Source organism: Comamonas nitrativorans, from assembly GCF_042654765.1.
Lineage (GTDB): Bacteria > Pseudomonadota > Gammaproteobacteria > Burkholderiales > Burkholderiaceae_C > Comamonas > Comamonas nitrativorans.
This window is the reverse complement of the sequence record NZ_JBHSEW010000006.1, coordinates 86,398-104,068: the sequence shown is the minus strand read 5'-3', so window position 1 is coordinate 104,068 and position 17,671 is coordinate 86,398. Positions and strand designations below refer to the sequence as shown.

The 17,671-nt window shown below is 64.3% G+C and carries 14 protein-coding genes and 1 tRNA gene; 1 reads left to right on the top strand and 14 read right to left on the bottom strand.

The annotated features are described in order from the left end of the window. Positions 1 to 100: 100 nt before the first annotated feature. The 6 genes from ACFO3A_RS08260 to ACFO3A_RS08235 all read right to left on the bottom strand — a co-directional run bounded on the left by ACFO3A_RS08260 (position 101) and on the right by ACFO3A_RS08235 (position 9,600). Positions 101 to 2,497, bottom strand: a complete 2,397-nt coding sequence (locus ACFO3A_RS08260) for a TonB-dependent siderophore receptor (RefSeq protein ID WP_377725547.1) — start codon at positions 2,495 to 2,497, stop codon at positions 101 to 103. Between the two features lie 196 nt (positions 2,498 to 2,693). After that, positions 2,694 to 4,049, bottom strand: a complete 1,356-nt coding sequence (locus ACFO3A_RS08255; protein WP_377725546.1) for a sigma-70 family RNA polymerase sigma factor — start codon at positions 4,047 to 4,049, stop codon at positions 2,694 to 2,696. A 127-nt stretch (positions 4,050 to 4,176) separates the two neighbouring features. Beyond that, the gene (locus tag ACFO3A_RS08250; RefSeq protein WP_377725544.1) at positions 4,177 to 6,711 is read right to left on the bottom strand and encodes a TonB-dependent siderophore receptor; all 2,535 of its coding nucleotides are present in this window, start codon (positions 6,709 to 6,711) and stop codon (positions 4,177 to 4,179) included. Positions 6,712 to 6,954: 243 nt separating this feature from the next. Beyond that, on the bottom strand, positions 6,955 to 7,944 hold the full coding sequence (locus ACFO3A_RS08245; RefSeq protein WP_377725542.1) for a FecR domain-containing protein: 990 nt from the start codon (positions 7,942 to 7,944) through the stop codon (positions 6,955 to 6,957). Further along, the gene (locus ACFO3A_RS08240; protein ID WP_377725541.1) at positions 7,941 to 8,459 is read right to left on the bottom strand and encodes a sigma-70 family RNA polymerase sigma factor; all 519 of its coding nucleotides are present in this window, start codon (positions 8,457 to 8,459) and stop codon (positions 7,941 to 7,943) included. Before ACFO3A_RS08240 ends, ACFO3A_RS08245 begins: the two co-directional genes overlap by 4 nt. Before the next feature lie 109 nt (positions 8,460 to 8,568). Beyond that, complete coding sequence (locus ACFO3A_RS08235; RefSeq protein WP_377725540.1) at positions 8,569 to 9,600, bottom strand: YeiH family protein; 1,032 nt, start codon at positions 9,598 to 9,600, stop codon at positions 8,569 to 8,571. 87 nt (positions 9,601 to 9,687) lie between these two features. Here ACFO3A_RS08235 and ACFO3A_RS08230 point away from each other — a divergent pair, with 87 nt between their 5' ends. After that, complete coding sequence (locus ACFO3A_RS08230) at positions 9,688 to 10,590, top strand: LysR substrate-binding domain-containing protein (RefSeq protein ID WP_377725539.1); 903 nt, start codon at positions 9,688 to 9,690, stop codon at positions 10,588 to 10,590. Here the strand turns inward: ACFO3A_RS08230 and ACFO3A_RS08225 are convergent, their stop codons facing one another. The 8 genes from ACFO3A_RS08225 to ACFO3A_RS08190 form a co-directional block, all read right to left on the bottom strand. Then, a complete protein-coding gene (locus tag ACFO3A_RS08225; protein WP_377725538.1) occupies positions 10,591 to 11,958 on the bottom strand; it encodes a sulfate adenylyltransferase subunit 1 in 1,368 nt (455 codons plus the stop codon). Further along, on the bottom strand, positions 11,959 to 12,891 hold the full coding sequence (gene cysD / locus ACFO3A_RS08220; RefSeq protein WP_377725536.1) for a sulfate adenylyltransferase subunit CysD: 933 nt from the start codon (positions 12,889 to 12,891) through the stop codon (positions 11,959 to 11,961). Between the two features lie 30 nt (positions 12,892 to 12,921). Further along, the gene (locus ACFO3A_RS08215; protein WP_377725535.1) at positions 12,922 to 13,554 is read right to left on the bottom strand and encodes a phosphoadenosine phosphosulfate reductase domain-containing protein; all 633 of its coding nucleotides are present in this window, start codon (positions 13,552 to 13,554) and stop codon (positions 12,922 to 12,924) included. Then, a complete protein-coding gene (locus tag ACFO3A_RS08210) occupies positions 13,551 to 13,958 on the bottom strand; it encodes a DUF934 domain-containing protein (protein ID WP_377725534.1) in 408 nt (135 codons plus the stop codon). Before ACFO3A_RS08210 ends, ACFO3A_RS08215 begins: the two co-directional genes overlap by 4 nt. 18 nt (positions 13,959 to 13,976) lie before the next feature. Then, on the bottom strand, positions 13,977 to 15,761 hold the full coding sequence (locus ACFO3A_RS08205; RefSeq protein WP_377725533.1) for a nitrite/sulfite reductase: 1,785 nt from the start codon (positions 15,759 to 15,761) through the stop codon (positions 13,977 to 13,979). Between the two features lie 249 nt (positions 15,762 to 16,010). Beyond that, positions 16,011 to 16,087 (bottom strand) — tRNA-Met (locus ACFO3A_RS08200). Positions 16,088 to 16,108: 21 nt separating this feature from the next. After that, positions 16,109 to 16,498, bottom strand: coding sequence for a 50S ribosomal protein L17 (gene rplQ, locus ACFO3A_RS08195; protein ID WP_377725532.1), 390 nt, complete (start codon positions 16,496 to 16,498; stop codon positions 16,109 to 16,111). Positions 16,499 to 16,625: 127 nt separating this feature from the next. Then, positions 16,626 to 17,630, bottom strand: coding sequence for a DNA-directed RNA polymerase subunit alpha (locus ACFO3A_RS08190; RefSeq protein ID WP_377725530.1), 1,005 nt, complete (start codon positions 17,628 to 17,630; stop codon positions 16,626 to 16,628). Positions 17,631 to 17,671 lie beyond the last annotated feature (41 nt).

The following is a 17,671-nucleotide window of genomic DNA, read 5'->3' as shown; positions in this document are numbered from 1 at the left end:
CGCAAACCGCAGCCATAGCGGTGCTATGGCGAGGATTTGCAACGCCGCAGAGCGCCCGATTGCGTGACTGCACACCCGCGCGGAGATCGTGAACAGGTTCTTAAAACTTGTAGGTCAGGCTCACATTGACGCTGCGCGGCTCCCCCCAGGTATAGGTGCTGTACCAGCTGAAGATGGAGTAATACTTCTTGTCCAGCACGTTGTTCACCACCAGCGAGGCCGACAGGTTCTTGTTGAACGCATAGCCCGCCATCAGGTCCATCAGCCAGTAGCTCTTGACCGTGTGCCTGACGGACTGGCCGGACGGCGTGGAGACATCCCCCCAGGTCTTGTCCTGCCAGCGCATGCCGCCGCCCAGCGTCAGCCCCGGCAGGCTGGCGCCGAACTTGTAGCTGGTATACAGGCTGAACTGGCTGACCGGCGTGAGCGTGGACACGCGCTCGCCCTGCTGGCGCGAGACGCTGTGCGAATAACCCGCCTGCAACTGCCAGGCCGGTGTGATCTGCCCGGCCACCTCGATCTCGTAGCCCTTGCTCTTGACGCCCTTGATCGCCCGGTAGGCCGTACCCCCGTTGGGCGTCACGCCCCCGGTTTCGACGCCGAAATTGTCCTGCTCCAGCTGGAACACGGCAGCCGACGCATTCAGGCGCCCGCCCATGAAGCTGGCCTTCATGCCCACCTCGTAGTTCTTGCCCTGCAGCGGGTCGAGCCGGCGGCCCTGCTCGTCCTGCAAGGACTGGGGCGTAAAAATCCCCGTGTAGCTGCCATAGAGGGAGTAGGCGTCGTTCAAGTCCACCACCGTGCCCAGGTAGGGCACGAATACGCCGGACTCGTCCTGCCCGGCCACGCGATTGCGGTAGCTGGACCAGCGCCCGCCGGTGATCAGCTTCCAGTCGTCGCGCAGATTCCAGCGGGCCGTCACGTACAGGCCCCGCTCGCGGGTGGTTTCGTCATTGGTGCCGTCCGGCGCCGGGTTCCAGTTCGGCCTGGGCACCTGGCCGTTCCACCGGTAATAGTCGGCAACGCTCTTGTCATAGCTGCCGGCATCCCACCAACTGCTGTTCTTCCAGCGTCGGTTGGCCATGCTGGCGCCCAGCACCAGCTCATGCTCGCGGCCTGCCAGGCGCAGCGGCCCGCTCAGGTAGACATCGCCGGCCTTGCTGGTGGTGCGCCCGACGTACTGGCCCGCCCACATCGACACGCCCGAGCCATCCACCGGATCGGGGTGGCCGCTGGCCGCAGACCCCAGGTTGGCGTCGTAGCCATTGACCTGGTGGTTGAACTGCGCCTTGACCAACCAGCCGTTGTCGAAGCTGTGTTCCAGCGTGGCAAAGCCGGTGCGCGTGTACTGGTCCCAATGGCTCCAGCTCGCGCCGTTGTTGAACGAGCGCGGCATGGCATTGAACTCCCCCTGCGCATTCAGCACCGGGATGCCGCCCCAGGTGGACGCACGCGGCTTGTTGTGCTGGGCATCCAGCCCCAGGGTCAGCAGGGTGCTGGACGTAAGGTCGGCCTCGACGATGCCGTAGAACACGTCCGTCTTGCGCCGATAGCCATCCTTGTGCGAATGCCGGTCGCTGTACGCAGCCACCCCACGGGCACGCACGCTGCCGCTGGCGTTCAGTGCCCCGCTCAGATCGACTTCGGTGCGGTAGCTGTCCCAGCGGCCCGCGCTGCCGGTGATGTGCCCCTGAAATTCACGCGTCGGCTTTTTGCGCACCAGGTTGATGGTCGCGCCCGGCGTACCCACGCCCGTGAGCAGCCCCGTGGCGCCCTTGAGCACCTCCACCCGGTCGTACATCACCATGTCGGACAGCGTGTTGCCCGCCGAGTAGGACGAGTCGCGCATCATCGGAATGCCGTCGTACTGGAAGTTCTGGATGGCAAACCCGCGTGCGAAGTATTCCGTGCGTTCGCTGTCGTAAGTGACGATGCTCACGCCCGGCGTGTGTTCCATCACCTGGTCGATGCTGGTGAGCTGGAAGTCGTCCATCTTCTGGCGCGTGACCACGCTCACGGACTGCGGCGTCTCGCGTGGCGTCAGCACCAGCCGCGTGGCCGTGGCGATGGTGCCGGGGGTGTAGCTGCCCGTGCCCTCGGTGATCTCGCCGAGCTGGTTCGACACCACCTTCACCTCGGGCAGGCTCTGCTCGCCGGACACGACGGGCTGCACGGTCAGCGTGCCGTCGCGCACCTGGCCATGCAGGCCGCTGCCCTGCAACAGGGCATCCAGCGCCTGGCGCAGCGGCAGCTCGCCGCGCACGGCCGGTGCCTGGCGCTGCGCCGCCAGCCCCGGCTGGAACACCAGTTGCAACCCGGCCTGGCGGGCAAACTGGTCCAGCGCACCGGCCAGCGGCTGCGCGGCGATGTCGAAGCGCACCACCGGCACCGGGGCGCCCGCCTGGGCCATGGCCGCCGGCAGCGGCAAGGCCAGCCCCAGGCACAACGCGGCCCGGGCCAATGGCGTACGGCGGAAGCGGAAAAGAAGCGAAAGCATGAAAGTCGTCCTTGAGTCAGTGATGAAGTCGATCCACAGGGGTCACTGCCTGGACGCTTGCCGGTTGCCAAACCCTGAAAAAAAGTTTGCAAGCTATTGATAAATGAGCTTCTTCCGCGCGAAATACTTTCATTTCAAGAATAAATCACCATGAAATCCAATTAAATATTGCGAAAACAGCTACTTATTTTGATATTCAAGGGGCCGCCGCCACCAGCAGGCCGCCGTCCGGCTGCGCACGCACCTGCACCGGCAAGGCCTGGGGCAGCGCCCTGACCCAGGCATGGGCCTGGGCAATGCGCACCCGCCCGCTGAGCGGCAGGCTGGCCGCCTGCGGCGTGCTGTCCAGCGCGAAAGCGGTGTAACGCGACAGCCGCTGCAAGGCCTCGCCCAACGTGGCATCGGCAAACACCAGCTCGCCATGGCGCCACGGGGCCGCCGTCTCCTGCGCCAGCCGTTGCGGCGCATCCTGGCCGCTGCGCCATTGCAGGCCCTGGCCTGCCGTCAGTTCGTGCGCCACGGCCCAGCCTGCGCCGTTCGCATCGCGCTCGACACGCACGCAGCCCGACTCCACCTGCACGCTGACCTGCGCCGCCCCGCCATCGGGCCGGGGCGTGATCTCCACCCCGAAGCGCGTGCCCAGCACCGTCACCCGCAGCCCGGCAGCCTGCACGGTGAAAGGCCGGGCCGCGTCCCGCGTCACCTCGAAAAACGCCGCCCCCTGCGCCAGTTGCACCGTGCGCCGCGTGGCGAAATATTGCAACCCGGCGCTGCTGAGGGCATCCAGCAACAGGCTGGAACCATCGGGCAGCGCATGGCGCACCTGGCGCCCGTGCGGGCTGCTCCAGCTCGCCTGCCACTGCACATGGTTGTGCCGGTACCACTGCCACTGCTGCCAGCCCACGCTGGCGCCCAGACCCATCCCGGCCACGCCCAGCAACGCCCCCAGGCTGCGGCGGCGGCCCATGCGCTGTCCGCTCGCCGGGCTGTTGCCGCGCCAGCGGTGCAGCGCATCCTCGATGCAGTCATTGGCCTGGAGCAGATCGCGCTCCACAGTGTTCAGCGACACGCCCAGGCGGGCGGCGATCTCGGTCTGCTTTTCGCCATGCACGCGGTGCGCCACAAAGACCGCATGGCAGCGCTCGGGCAGCGCGGCCAGGGCCGACTCCAGCACCGCCAGCGCCTGCCGGTACATGACGGCATCGGCCACGTCGGGCGCATGGCTGGGCGCCAGCTGCTCGCGCACGGCTTCGGCATCCAGGTAGCGCCCCTGGCGCTGGCGGCGGCGGTGCGCATCCAGCGCCAGGTTCTGCGCCATCACGGCCAGATAGGCGGTGGCGTCACGCGGTGCCGGACTGGCCGCGCCCGCGCCAGCGCCCTCGTCCCCCACGGCGGCCTGCGCATGTTCGGCCAGCCGCAGCCAGGTGTCATGCACCAGATCGCCCGCCTCGTCGCGGGAGCCGGTGCTGCGTGCCGCCACGCGCAGCAGATCGGCATAGGCGCGGTCGAACCCGGACAGCAGCGTGCGGGTAAAAGAGGCAGTCAGTTCCATGGGGCGGCATGATAACGATAAAAGAGAGAATCATTCTCAGTAACGTTTTTTGTATCCAACAGCCTTATGCCCTCCCAAAGCTAGGCGTCAAAAACAATATATGCGGGGCTCATCGGCGCCATCTTCCCTAGAACTCGTAGCGTAGATTGGCTCGAAAACTGCGGGGCGTCCCCCAATAAACAGTGTTGTAGTTGCCAATACCCGCGTAGTAATACTTATCGAACAGGTTGTCGATGTTGAACGAGGCGCTGAGATGACTGCTCAACTCGACATTCGCTACCAACCCTGCAACCGCATAACTGGCCTGACCGAACCGGCGATCGACCCCTCCGATGGCCTGGGTGAAATAAGTACCGCTTTGCCACTGCACACTGCCACCAAGGCTCACACGCCGATGCCAGCCTGGCACACGGTACATCGTGGCAAGCTTGAAAGTTTTTTCAGGCTGCGTGGTGCTGACTCGCACACCGTCCACATCCCGCGGCTGGATGTAGGTCATGCCAGCGGCCAGTTGCCAACCTGGCCGTAGTTCACCAAACAACTCCAACTCAAACCCTTTGGTAATAACACCTTGCAGAGCTACATAGGCCGCCCCGCCACCCGGACGCATCGCACCACTCGGGTCGAGGGCTGCGTAATTGTCTTGCTTGAGTTGGAATAACGCTGCGCTGGCATTTAGCTTCCCGCCCAGGTAGCGACCCTTGGCCCCTACTTCGTAACTCTTGCCCGTCAGCGGGGCCAGTTGCCGATCCTGAGCGTCATAGCTGTACGCCTGCGGCTTGAAAACGTCGGTAAAAGAAGCATAGACAGTATGTTGATCATCAACATCGAAGGTCATGCCTACATAAGGAATCACCTTGTGGCGAACCTTGGTAGTGAAATTGCTGCGCACATTGCTGGCAAAGACACCGTCAAGATCCCACGAATAGTTCGTGACGCGAGCGCCCAAGATCACGGACAGCGCATCTGTAGGCTGCAGCACCGTCGCGGCATAGCCCACGTCCTGACGAGCTTTCACATCAAATCGCAATCCCCATGTATAGGCCGTTGGCTGGGTAGCGTTGTTGTCCCAATTGAACGCGTCCGGAATAAGGACATCCGACTGACCAGACCATGAGTTCGAAACTGCCTCCGTGTGTGCGGCGCTCCACCCAAAGGCCAGTTTGTGTTCCTGCCCCAGAAGCGTGTATGTGCCGGACACATGCACATCCAGATTCTTTTCTCGCGTATCTGTATTGAATCGGTTCACGGGCGTGCCATGGGCAAGACTATGCGTGCCTGCATCAATGAGGGAATTACGCATACCCGCGATAAGTTCACGCGACTTGTACTTGCGCTGACCCAAGCTGACTTTCAGAGCCCAGCCACGACCTAAGTCGTGCCCCAGGGTTGCAAACAGATGCTGCGTGGTTTGGTCTCGGTACGCCCAAACGTCGGCAGCGTTGGTAGAACGATCAAAGCGTGCCACAGTACCGTCGGAGAAGAATGCAGGGAGGTGGCCGTTGGTCGTCGCGCGGCCCTTGTTGTCCTGCAGGTTGAGGCCCAACGACAGCGTCGTCGATGGGGCCAGGTCAGCCTCGACAATGCCGTACAAGAGTTGCTGGCGGGTTTTCAGATGATCAATAAAGCTATGACTATCCTGCGCAACGGCAACGAGCCGACCTCGGATTCGCCTATCAGTACTCAATGGGCTGGAAAGGTCGATTTCCGTGCGGTAATCGTCCCAGGAACCAAACCCAACAGATGCATGCCCCTGAAAATTTTCCGTAGGGCGCTTGCGTACCAGATTGATGACCCCCGATGGCTCTCCAACACCATTGACCAAACCTGTCGCCCCTTTGAGAATTTCCACGCGGTCATAGATGGCGGAATCGGTAAGACTGTAGTTGTCCCGCACATTTCCCCCCGCGCTGGACAGGCTAGGAATGCCATCGAACTGAAAATTCTCAACCCGGAAGCCACGAGCATAGAAGCTGTAACCTTCCGTGTTATCACGGTTCACGGCGATACCGGGCGCTTGGCGCAGCACTTCTGCAATCTCTTGCAGTCCCTGATCATCCATCTGCTGGCGCGTGATGATGGTCACGGACTGCGGTGTCTTCTGCAGTTCCAAATCCAGTCGGGTCGTTGAATTGCTGGAAGGTGTGGTGTAGCTGCCCGTACCCTCGGTAACCCCACTAGATTCAGCCAAGGCCGTCACACGCACCTCGGCCAGCGTGGCGCCCGCAGCCGCGTTGCCGACATGCACTTCGGGCACCGCACGCAAAACATATCCGCCCTGCCCCACGGCATCGGCTTGCAGATTCGAGTCTGCAAGCAGCCGCTCCAGCGCCTCGCGCACCGTATAGCGGCCCTGCAGCCCGGCCGTGTGTTTGCCTTGCACCAGTGCGGGCGGAGCGCTGACGCTCACGCCCGCATCGGCGGCAAAAGCGGTCAGCGCGGCCGCCAGCGGCCCGGCCGGTATTTGAAACGGGTGCTGCGCCTCTGCCCGGGCGGCTGGCTGTGCATGGGCGGTACGCGGCAGCGCTGCCGCCGTGGCCAGACTGGTGACCACCACGGCGGCCAGCACGGCCTGGGCAACGGCGTGCAAGGGCTGCAACCTGGGAAGATGTGAAAAGCCAAGCGGTGGCAGGGAGTGCGGGGACGAGGGCTGCAAGGCCATGGGCAGGGTTTCCTTCAGAAAGGTGGGGCGATGAAATGACTTGTCATCGAACAGGACACACACCCATGCCCAAAGGGGCCAACGCCTAAAAAAAATATGCACTTGTCCTTACCCGCCGTCACACCCGCGCAGGCGGGTGTCCAGCAGCAGCGCTGACGATGGACGAAGCAGTAATTCAGGCAAGGCCGCTACTGGATTCCCGCCTGCGCAGGAATGACGGTGGAAAAAAACTTTGAACACGCTCTAAGGCGGCACGGCTGCCGGGGCAATCGTGACCCAATACCGGGTGCGGTAATGCACCTGCACGGGCAGCAGGTGGGCCAGATTGCCCAGTACGGCGTCGGTATCCCCCAGCTGAAAAGCCCCGGTGATGCGCAATCCGGCCACAGCCGGGTCGCAATGCAGCCAGCCCGGCCGGTAGCGCGAGAGTTCCGCGACGAAGTCGCCCAGGGGCATGTCTTCCACAGCCAGCACGCCACGCGCCCACTGGCCCGCACCGGCAGGCGCTGCCTGGGCCGCCCCCGCTTCGTCCTGGCTGAACCAGGCTTGCTGGCCGGCCTCCAGGCGCCGCACGACCTGGCCAGCACGCGGCGTCAGCTCCACGGCCCCTTGCAATACGACCACATGGCTGCGCCCCGCCTCCAGCCGCACGGTAAAACGGGTGCCAATGGCCCGCACCCGTCCCTGCGGGGTTTCGACCAGGAAGGGCCGGGGCGGCGACTGCACATCCGCTGCGGTTTCAATAAAAATACCGCCTGAGCGCATATACAGCAATCGCTGATAGCTATCAAAATCAACATCCACGGCACTGGCCGTATCCAGCACGATGCGTCCACCATCGGCCAACTGCCATGTCCGCTGCTCTCCCGTGGCGGTGGCGTGCGTGGCCTGCCATTGCGGGGCCGCCTGCCAGGCCAGCCAGCCGGCCGGGGCGGCCACCATCAGCAGCGCCAGCGTGCGCACGGCCTCGCGGCGGCCTGCACGGCGCTGCCTGCGGCCCAGCGCGGGGGCCCCCAGGGCCGGCGGCACACTGGCCGCACGCTGGCTGACGGCCAGGGCGCGTTGCCAGGCCAATTCGTGGATACCGGCCCGCAGGCGCCAGGCCTCGAAGGCCTGGTGATCGGCCGCGCTGGCCTCGCCCGAATGCAGCAGCACAAACCATTCGGCCGCCTGCAGCGCCACGGCCCGCGGCAGCGCCCCGGTGGCCGGGGCGGTGGGAACGGCGGGATTCATACGGCCAGCAAAATGCACTCGGCCATAGCCTGGGCCATGTACCGCTTGACGGAACGCAGGCCGATGCCCAGTTCCTCGGCAATGGCGGCATAGGTCAGCCCCTCGATCTGGGACAGGATGAACACCGCCCGCACCTTGGGCGCCAGGGCATCGAGCATGGCATCGATCTCCTGCAGCGCCTGCAGGATCAGCAACTGCTGCTCGGGCGACGGCGCCTGGGGTTCAGGCAAGGCAGCCAGCGCCTGCAGATAGGCCTGCTCCAGCGACTGGCGGCGCAGGTGATTGACCAGCAGCCGCCGCGCCACCGTGGCCAGATAGGCACGCGGCTCGCGCAGCGGCCCACTCAGCGCTTCGTGGGCTGGCGACGTGAGCAGGCGCAAGAACGTATCCTGCGCCAGATCGGCAGCATCGCCTGCATGGCCCAGGCGGCGGCGCAGCCAGCCCTGCAGCCAGCCATGGTGGTCGATGTAGAGGGCAGCGACTTCGCGGTGGGTAACGGTTTCGGCAGCAGGCATGGTGCGCAAGGGCAAGGTGTCGGGGGATGAGAGTGTAATAAATGATAAACATTCGCATCTTTTTTGGCTAAACATCCCCCTCACCCCACCGCCAATGGCACCGCCCCACTTACGCAGGCCACCCCCAGCGGGTCAGCACGGCACCGGCGCCCAGCAACCACAGCCACAGCGCCCCCGCCAGCCACAAGGGCCTGGCCCCGGCACGGCGCAGCGCCTGCCACTGAATACCCATCCCCAGGGCCAGCATGGCCATGGTCAGTAGCCCCTGGTCCAGCACCACCCCCAGGCGCACCAGCGGCTCCGGCAGGCCGGGGTGCAGGAACACCACCGCGACAAACCCCAAAGCAAACCAGGGGATGGTGATGCGCCCGCGCCCACCGTCCGCCCGGGCACCGCGCCCCAGCCACCACGACAGGATGAGCAAAAACGGAGCCAGCAGCAGCACGCGCAGCATTTTGGTAATCACGGCGGTATGTGCCGCCTGCCCCCCGACGGCGCTGGCGGCCACCACCACCTGCGCCACTTCATGCACGGTAGCGCCGACGTACAAGCCATAGCCGGGGCCGGTGTGCGCCGTTCCGGGCCACAGCACCCCGGCCAGCCAGGGGTACAGAAACATGGCCAGCGTGCCGAAGACCACCACCGTGGCCACGGCCACGCCCACATCGCGCTCCCGCGCCTGGGCCACCGGGGCCGTGGCCAGCACGGCCGCCGCACCACAAATGGCACTGCCCGCACCGATGAGCAAAGCACTGCGCGGGTCCAGCTTGAACACATGGCGCCCCAGCCCCCAGGCCAGCGCCACGGTGCTGGTCAGGATGAAAACATCCAGCCCCACAGCGCCCCAGCCCAGGGCGGTGATGTCCTGCACACTCAGGCGCAGCCCGTACAGCACGATACCGGCCCGCAAAACCGGCCCCTTGGCCAGTTGTACCCCTGCCGTCCAGCGGGCCGCGCCTGCGCCTTGCAGCCACGGCACATGCCCCAGCACCATGCCCAGGCCGATCGCCAGGGTCAGCGCCCCCAGGCTCCAGGCCTGCAACAGCGGCAAACGCTCCAGAAACATGCACAGCAGGGCACCCGCCCCCGTCAATACCAGCCCCGGTACGGCCCGAGACCCCAACCCAGTCACAATTTGCATGGGCGCGACTGTAGGGATACGGCCCGCGCTTGCATAACGAATAATTTACGTTGCGCTTAACTAAAAAATCGATAGATAGGATGTGCGATGCTGCCGATGACGCTGCGCCAGATGGAAGTATTTACCGCCGTGGTGCGCCACGGCTCCACCGTTGCGGCAGCCGGGGCGCTGGGGCTGTCGCAATCGGCGACCAGTGCGGCGCTGCAGCAGCTCGAACGCGTGCTGGGCACCACGCTGTTCGAACGCCAGGGCCGCGCCCTGGTACTGAACGCCACGGGCCGCACCCTGCTGCCGCAAGCCCGCAGCCTGCTGGAACAGGCCCAGCACCTGGCACTCAGCGTCGGCGCAGCCGGTACCAGCACCCAGCCGGTGCGCCTGCACCTGGCCGCCAGCAGCACCATCGGCAACCACGTCCTGCCCCTGGTGCTGGCCCGCCTGACGGTCACACACCCGCATATCAGCGTCGATCTGCGCATTGGCAACAGCGAGCAGGTGGAACACGCAGTGCTGGCGCTGGAGGTCGATCTGGGCCTGACCGAAGGCCCCTGCCGCACCCCGGCGCTGCAGCGCCAGCCGTGGTACCGGGACGAGCTGCTGCTCGTCGCCCGCCCAGGCTCGCGCTGGACGCAAGCCCCTTGCGACATGGCCGCGCTGCGCCAGGCCCACTGGCTGCTGCGCGAACCGGGCTCGGGCACCCGCGAGGTGCTGGAACACAGCCTGCTGCCGCTGCTGCAGGAGTGGCCCGCCACCTGCTCGACCCTGGGCAGTTCGGAAGCCATTGCCCGCTGCGCCGCGCTGGGCCTGGGCATTGGCTGCCTGTCCCGTGTCCTGGTGCAACCCTGGCTGGACCGGGGCGAACTGGTCGCCCTGCCCAACCCCCTGCCGCCGTTGCAGCGGGACTTTTCTTTACTGCAACGCCCGGCCCACGCCCCGACGGCCGCGTTGGCGGCCTTTATCGCCGCCTGCCATGCCTATGGGGCGCAGGGTTAGTTACTGCACCAGCACCGCCCCGGCGGTCTTGTGGCTGGCGGTGTCCACCAAAATGAGCGAACCCAGCACCCGCGCCTGGGCGAAGGGGGCGGCGGGCACGGCTTCCTGCAGCAGCAGTTGCACCTGGCCGATGGCATTGGGGGCCAGTTGCGTGGTGTCCTGCTGCTCCAGGGTGTGTACGTCCAGGCTGAACAGCACTTGCTGCACCTTGGCCTTGACCCAGCGGTGGCCGTGCAGCGCCCAGTAGACGCGGCCAATGACCAGGGGTTCATCGTCCATCCAGGCAACGGTGGCGGTGAGCTGCTTGCTGCCGGGCCAGGGACTGATGGCCGCAGGGGCGTCGAAATCATCAAAATCGTCGGCGGCCACCGGGGCTGCCTCGGGGGCGGCCAGCAGCCAGTCGCCGCGCGAAACGTCCACCTCGCGGTCCAGCACCACGCCGGCGCTCAGGCCCGCCGCCACGGCCTGGGGCTGGCGGGTGTGGGTGAGTACCTGGGCCACGGTTGCCAGTTGCCCGCTGGGGAAGACCTGCACCTGCTGGCCCGGCTGCACCTGCCCGGCAGCGACACGCCCCCAGAAGATGCGCCGGCCCTGGCTGGTGTCGGCAGAGGCGGAAAACTTCTCCACCCACTGCACCGGAAAGGCCAGGGGCAGATCGCTGTCTGCCGGGGTCACGGGCAGGTTTTCCAGAATCTGCAACAGACTTGGCCCCTGGTAGTTGCACCAGCCTTCGTGCGGGGTGACGACGTTCCAGCCCAGCAGGGCCGAGATGGGCACGGTGGCGGCCACGGCAATGCCGGCATCCTGGGCGAACCGTTGCAGCGCCCCCTGGATGTGCGCAAAGGCCAGCGCCGGGTCGGCCACGGCGTCGAGCTTGTTCACGGCAAACACCAGCGCGGGCACGCGCAGCAGTTGCACCAGCAGGCTGTGGCGGCGCGTTTGCGCCAGCAGTGGCAGGCCGGGGTTGGCCCAGTCCAGCTTGGTGGCATCAACCAGCACGATGGCGGCATCGGCCTGCGAGGCGGCGGTGACCATGTTGCGCGTGTACTGCTCGTGGCCCGGTGCGTCGCCGATGATGAACTTGCGCTTGTCGGTGGCAAAGTAGCGCCAGGCCACGTCGATGGTGATGCCCTGCTCGCGCTCCGAGGCCAGGCCGTCGGTCAGCTGGGCCAGATCGACTTCGCCGCCTTTGGTCACGCCCGCCACCTGGTCTTGCAGCACGCTGCGGCTATCGACCAGCAGGCGCCCGATCAGGGTGCTTTTGCCGTCGTCCACGCTGCCGCAGGTGATAAAGCGCAGGGCAGAAAAGTTTTCGTCTTTTTGCACGTTCAGGCCCTCCTGTTCTGTGGTGTTAGCTATCGTTGTCATTTAAAAGTAGCCCTCTTTTTTGCGTTTTTCCATCGAGGCGTCGCTGGTCTTGTCGTCCATGCGCGTGGCGCCGCGCTCGCTGACCTGCACGCTCAAGGTCTCCAGCACGATGTCTGCCGGGGTCGCGGCGCTGCTCTCGACGGGGCAGGTGCAGGTGATGTCGCCCAGGGTACGGAAACGCACGGTGCGGGTCTGCACCTGTTCGCCATCCTTGGGCGGGGTCAGGGGCGAGACGGGCACCAGCAGGCCCCGGCGCTCGATCACCTCGCGCTGGTGCGCGTAATACAGCGATGGCAGGCCGACGTTTTCACGGGCGATGTATTGCCACACGTCCAGCTCCGTCCAGTTGCTGATGGGGAAGACGCGGAAATGCTCGCCCGGCGCAATGCGGGTGTTGAACAGCGTCCACAGCTCGGGGCGCTGGTCCTTGGGCTGCCACTGGCCGAAGCTGTCGCGGTGGCTGAAGATACGCTCTTTGGCGCGGGCTTTTTCCTCGTCGCGGCGGGCGCCGCCGATGAGGGCGTCGAAACGGAACTCCTCGATCGCCTCCAGCAGCGTCACCGCCTGGTGCGGGTTGCGCGGCTCGTCCGGGCGCGACAGGCGCACCGTGCCCCGGGCCATGCTGTCTTCCACGTTGCGCACGATCAGCTCGGCCCCCAGTTCCCGGGCACGCTGGTCGCGGTAGGCCAGCATTTCCGGGAAGTTGTGGCCGGTGTCGATCATCAGCAGCGGAAACGGCAGGCGGCCCGCGCCAAAGGCTTTCTCCGCGCACTTGAGCATGACCAGCGAATCCTTGCCGCCCGAGAACAGCAGGGCGGGCCGCTCAAACGCGGCGGCCACTTCGCGCAGGATGAAGATGGTTTCTTCTTCCAGGGCATCGAGGTGCTGGTTGCTCAGGTGCGCTAGCACGGAGGTATCAACGCGGGCGTTCATTGTTTTCTTCCAATTCAGTGATTCGGTGGGTCAGTGCGCCAAGTGCAAACCGCATTCGCGCTGGTCTTCGCCCTTGGTGGGGTCTACGTAGTCAAAGTTGTTGGGCAGGCCGTGCTGCTGGCAGTAGTCGTACAAGTCCTTGGACGACCAGTGCAGCAGCGGGGCCACTTTGATCAGGCCGTCCGGATTGATGCTGACCGGCTCCATCTGGGCACGCACGGCGCTGTCGGTGGCCCGCAGCGCGGTGAACCAGACCTGGGGCGCCGTCTCGCGCAGGGCGCGGGCGAAGGGTTCGAGCTTGACCTCCTGGGTGAAGGCAGCGTGGCCCGGATCGTCCAGCGCGGGGGTGGGGCCATCCACGGCTTCGCGGTGGGCGCGGGAGCGCAGCGGCAGGTAAATCTTCAGATTCAGCCCCAGTTGCCGGGTGACTTCGTCGGCAAAACGGTAGGTGGCTTCGGTGTTGTAGCCGTTGTCCATCCAGATCACCGGCACGTCGGGTTGCGCCTGCGTGACCATGTGCAGGATGACGGATTCAAACGGGCGGAAGTTGGTCGTCACGATCGAGCGCAGCCCCAGGCCAATGGCCCAGCGTACCAGGGCGGGCGCATCGTGCCCCATGTCGGCATTGACGCGGGCGAGGTCGGCAGTGTGCAAGGCGTTCATGCAACCTCCTGAGCAGCCAGACGGGCAAACAGGGGGCGCTGCTCCAGCACGTCGCCCTGGTAGAAGGCAGTGAAACGGTCGAACTGGCGCTGCGCGGCATCGGCATTCACCCCTTCGGCCAGCACGGCGTGGGTAAAGCCGCTGCGGTACATGTGCACCAGCTGGTCGATCAGCACGTCGCCCGTGGCGCAGATGCTGCCCTTGAAGCGGTAGCGCCGGTGCAGCAGCGTGGCCTGGGTGTAGGCGCGGCCATCGGTGAACTTGGGAAAGTTCAGCACCACCAGATCGACCCCCTCCAGAGCGCCGCTGGCTGCCAGGTCGGCCACTTCGACATCGTTGGAAACTTCCAGGACTTTTTGCGCGTTCAGGCTTTCCACGCCAGCGCCATGTGCAATGATTTTCATAGTGCAACGCTCCTACTCTTAAATTGCCGCCGCTTCCACACGGGGGTGGCGGACGGCATTGGCCGCCTGCTTGAACGGGTCGTGACCGATGCGACGCAGCGCGTCGATGAACAGCTCGCCGGGCTGGCGCAGTTCGCGGTAGGTGCGCAGCAGTGCCTCGATCACGTCGGGCACTTCGGCCGCACAGAACGAGGGGCCGACCACCTTGCCGCCAATGGCCGGGCCGGACAGGTCGCTGCCGTCGGCCCCGCCCAGGGTGATCTGGTACCACTCCTTGCCGTCCTTGTCCACGCCCAGGATGCCGATGTGGCCGCTGTGGTGGTGGCCGCAACTGTTGATGCAGCCGCTCATGTGCAGGTCGATGGGGCCGATGTCCAGCACCTCGTCCAGATCCTGGTAACGCTGGGTGATGTGCGCCGCAATGTGCAGCGAACGGGCGTTGGCCAGCGAGCAGAAATCGCCGCCGGGGCAGGCAATCATGTCGGTCAGCAGCCCGATGTTGGGCGTGGCCAGACCCAGCGCATCGGCCACCTGGTACAGGGCCGGCAGGTCGCTTTCGAACACCCAGGGCAGCAGCAGGTTCTGCTCGTGCGTCAGGCGGGCTTCACCGGCGCTGAACTGCTCGGCCACCTGGGCCAGGGCTTCCATGGTGGCGGCATCCGCATCCCCGGGCGCAAAACCGGGGCGCTTGAACGACAGGGTGACGGTTTTCATCCCCGGCAGCTTGTGGCCGCGCACGTTGTGCGTCAGCCAGCGCTGGTACCGCTCGCTGCCGGTATCCGTGGCAGAGGGCAGATTCGCCGGCGCCAGCGCAGGCACGACAAAGTGGCGGCTGACCCGGTCGAACTCGGCCTGGGTGATGGTGTGCGGTGCGCCATCCAGCTCGACGATGGCCTGGAACTCCTTCTCCACCGCATCGATGAAGGCCTGGCCTTCGGCCTTGACCAGCATCTTGATGCGGGCCTTCCACTTGTTGTCACGCCGCCCGTAGCTGTTGTAGACGCGCACGATGGCTTCGATGTAGTTGAGCAGCTGGTTCCACGGCAAGAATTCGCGCACCACGGTGCCGATGACCGGGGTGCGGCCCATGCCGCCGCCCACCTTGACGGTAAAGCCCACCTCGCCCTGCGCGTTTTTCACCCCCAGCAGCCCAATGTCGTACCAGCCCGTAGCCGCGCGGTCTTCCACCGCACCATTGAGGGAAATCTTGAACTTGCGCGGCAGGTAGGTGAACTCGGGGTGCAGCGAACTCCACTGGCGGGTAATTTCGGCAAACGGGCGGCAATCGACGATGCTGTCCTCGGCAATGCCCTCCCAGGCATCGCAGTTGATGTTGCGGATGTCGTTGCCACTGGTCTGGATGCCGTGCATCTGCACGCTGGCCAGCAGCTCCATCACGTCCGCCGCCTTGCTCAGGGGAATCCAGTTGAACTGGCAATTGGTGCGCGTGGTGAAGTGGCCATAGCCGTAGCGCAGCGGCGGCGCAGGCAGGGTAGCGCCGGGCTGCGAATCTTCCAGCGCCTGCTGGGTGGCCTGGGCATGGGCAAACAGCGCGGGATCGGGCTGGTCGTACTCGCGGGCGATGCGGGCCAGCATCCGCAACTGGGTGCTGCTGACCTCCCCGTACGGCACCGCAATACGCGCCATCGGGGCGTAGCGCTGGATGTACCAGCCGTTTTGCAGGCGCAGCGGCAGCAGCTGCTCATCCGTCATCTCGCCGCGCTCCCAGCGCTCTAACTGGTCACGAAACTGCTGGGCCCGCAGGCGGACGAACTGTTGGTCGAATTCTGTGTATTGGTACATGGTGATGCTCTGGCGGTCTAACGCAGGGCGCCACTGTAAGAGGCTTACTTATAAACACAAAATATTATTTAATGCTTCACATATAACTATAAAGTTATAAAGAATAAAAAAGAGAGCTTCTACCGCTTCCCACCATTGGATTTCAACAACAAAACAATCTACAAACAATACATAGCAAGTGGAGAGTGCTCCACTTTTAGAATAAACAAGCATGAAAAAAGGCCTGTGCATTGCACAGGCCTTTCTATCTGGTTGCGAGGGATGGATTTGAACCACCGACCTTTGGGTTATGAGCCCAACGAGCTACCAAGCTGCTCCACCTCGCGATAAGCATTTATTATAACCGATTATTCGGCTGCTTGCTCGGCAGCAGCTTCTTCAGCACGTTCAACCAGCTCCACATAGGCCATCGGGGCGTTGTCGCCCACGCGGAAGCCCATTTTCAGGATGCGGGTGTAGCCGCCGGGACGCTGGGCATTGCGCGGGCCCAGGACGTTGAACAGCTTGGTCACGCTGTCGCGGTCACGCAGGCGGTCGAAAGCCAGACGGCGGTTGGCAACAGTGTCCACCTTGGCCAGGGTGATCATGGGTTCGATCACGCGGCGCAGTTCCTTGGCCTTGGGGACGGTGGTCTTGATGGCCTCATGCTCGATGAGCGAGTTCATCATGTTTTGCAGCATCGCTTTGCGGTGTGCAGAAGTGCGGTTCAGTTTACGCAGGCCGTTGCCGTGACGCATGGTGCTTTCCTTTTCAGATTATTTAACTGGATAGCCGTATCAGGTACTGCCCAGTGCACAGGGTGAAAAACGGTTTCCTGCCCCCAAGGGGATGCAGGAAACCGCGCATTATAGTCAAAGAGGCGGATTAACGCTTTTCCAGACCGGCAGGAGGCCAGTTCTCCAGCTTCATGCCCAAAGTCAGGCCGCGCGAAGCCAGCACTTCCTTGATTTCGTTGAGCGACTTGCGCCCCAGGTTCGGGGTCTTGAGCAGCTCGTTTTCGGTACGCTGGATCAGGTCGCCGATGTAGTAGATGTTTTCCGCTTTCAGGCAGTTGGCCGAACGCACGGTCAATTCCAGCTCATCGACAGGACGCAGCAGGATCGGATCGAAGGTCTGGGCGCTGGCACGGCTGCTGCCGCCAGCCTGGAGCAACAAGCTGCCATCGGCAAACTCGCCATCCAGCTGCGCAAACACGGCCAGTTGTTCCACCAGGATCTTCGCCGAAGCACGCACGGCGTCTTCTGCGTTGATGGCACCGTTGGTTTCGATTTCCAGCACCAGCTTGTCCAGGTCCGTGCGTTGTTCGACGCGGGCATTTTCGACGGCGTAGCTGACACGGCGCACCGGCGAGAACGAGGCGTCCAGAACGATACGGCCAATGGATTTGTTCGGCTCGTCACCGAAGCGGCGCATGTTCCCGGGAACATAGCCCCGGCCTGTTTCCACTTTGATCTGCATGTCCAGCTTGGCACCTTGCGACAAGGTGGCAATCACATGATCGGGATTGATGATTTCCACGTCGTGCGGCGTCTGGATGTCACGTGCCGTAACAACCCCTTCACCGTCCTTGCGCAGACTCAACGTCACCTCGTCACGGCCCTGCAGCTTAAACACCACGCCCTTGAGGTTCAGAAGAATGTTCACCACATCCTCTTGTACCCCATCGATGGACGAGTATTCATGCAACACGCCTGCAATCGTCACTTCCGTTGCCGCATAACCCACCATGGACGACAGCAACACGCGGCGCAAGGCGTTGCCCAGGGTGTGACCATAGCCGCGCTCGAAAGGCTCCAGCGTGACTTTGGCTCGGTTTGCGCCCAGCTGCTCAACATTGATCGTCTTGGGTTTCAGCAGATTTGTTTGCATGCAAAACTTCCTCTCAATACCCCCGGCTCGTTACACCGGTA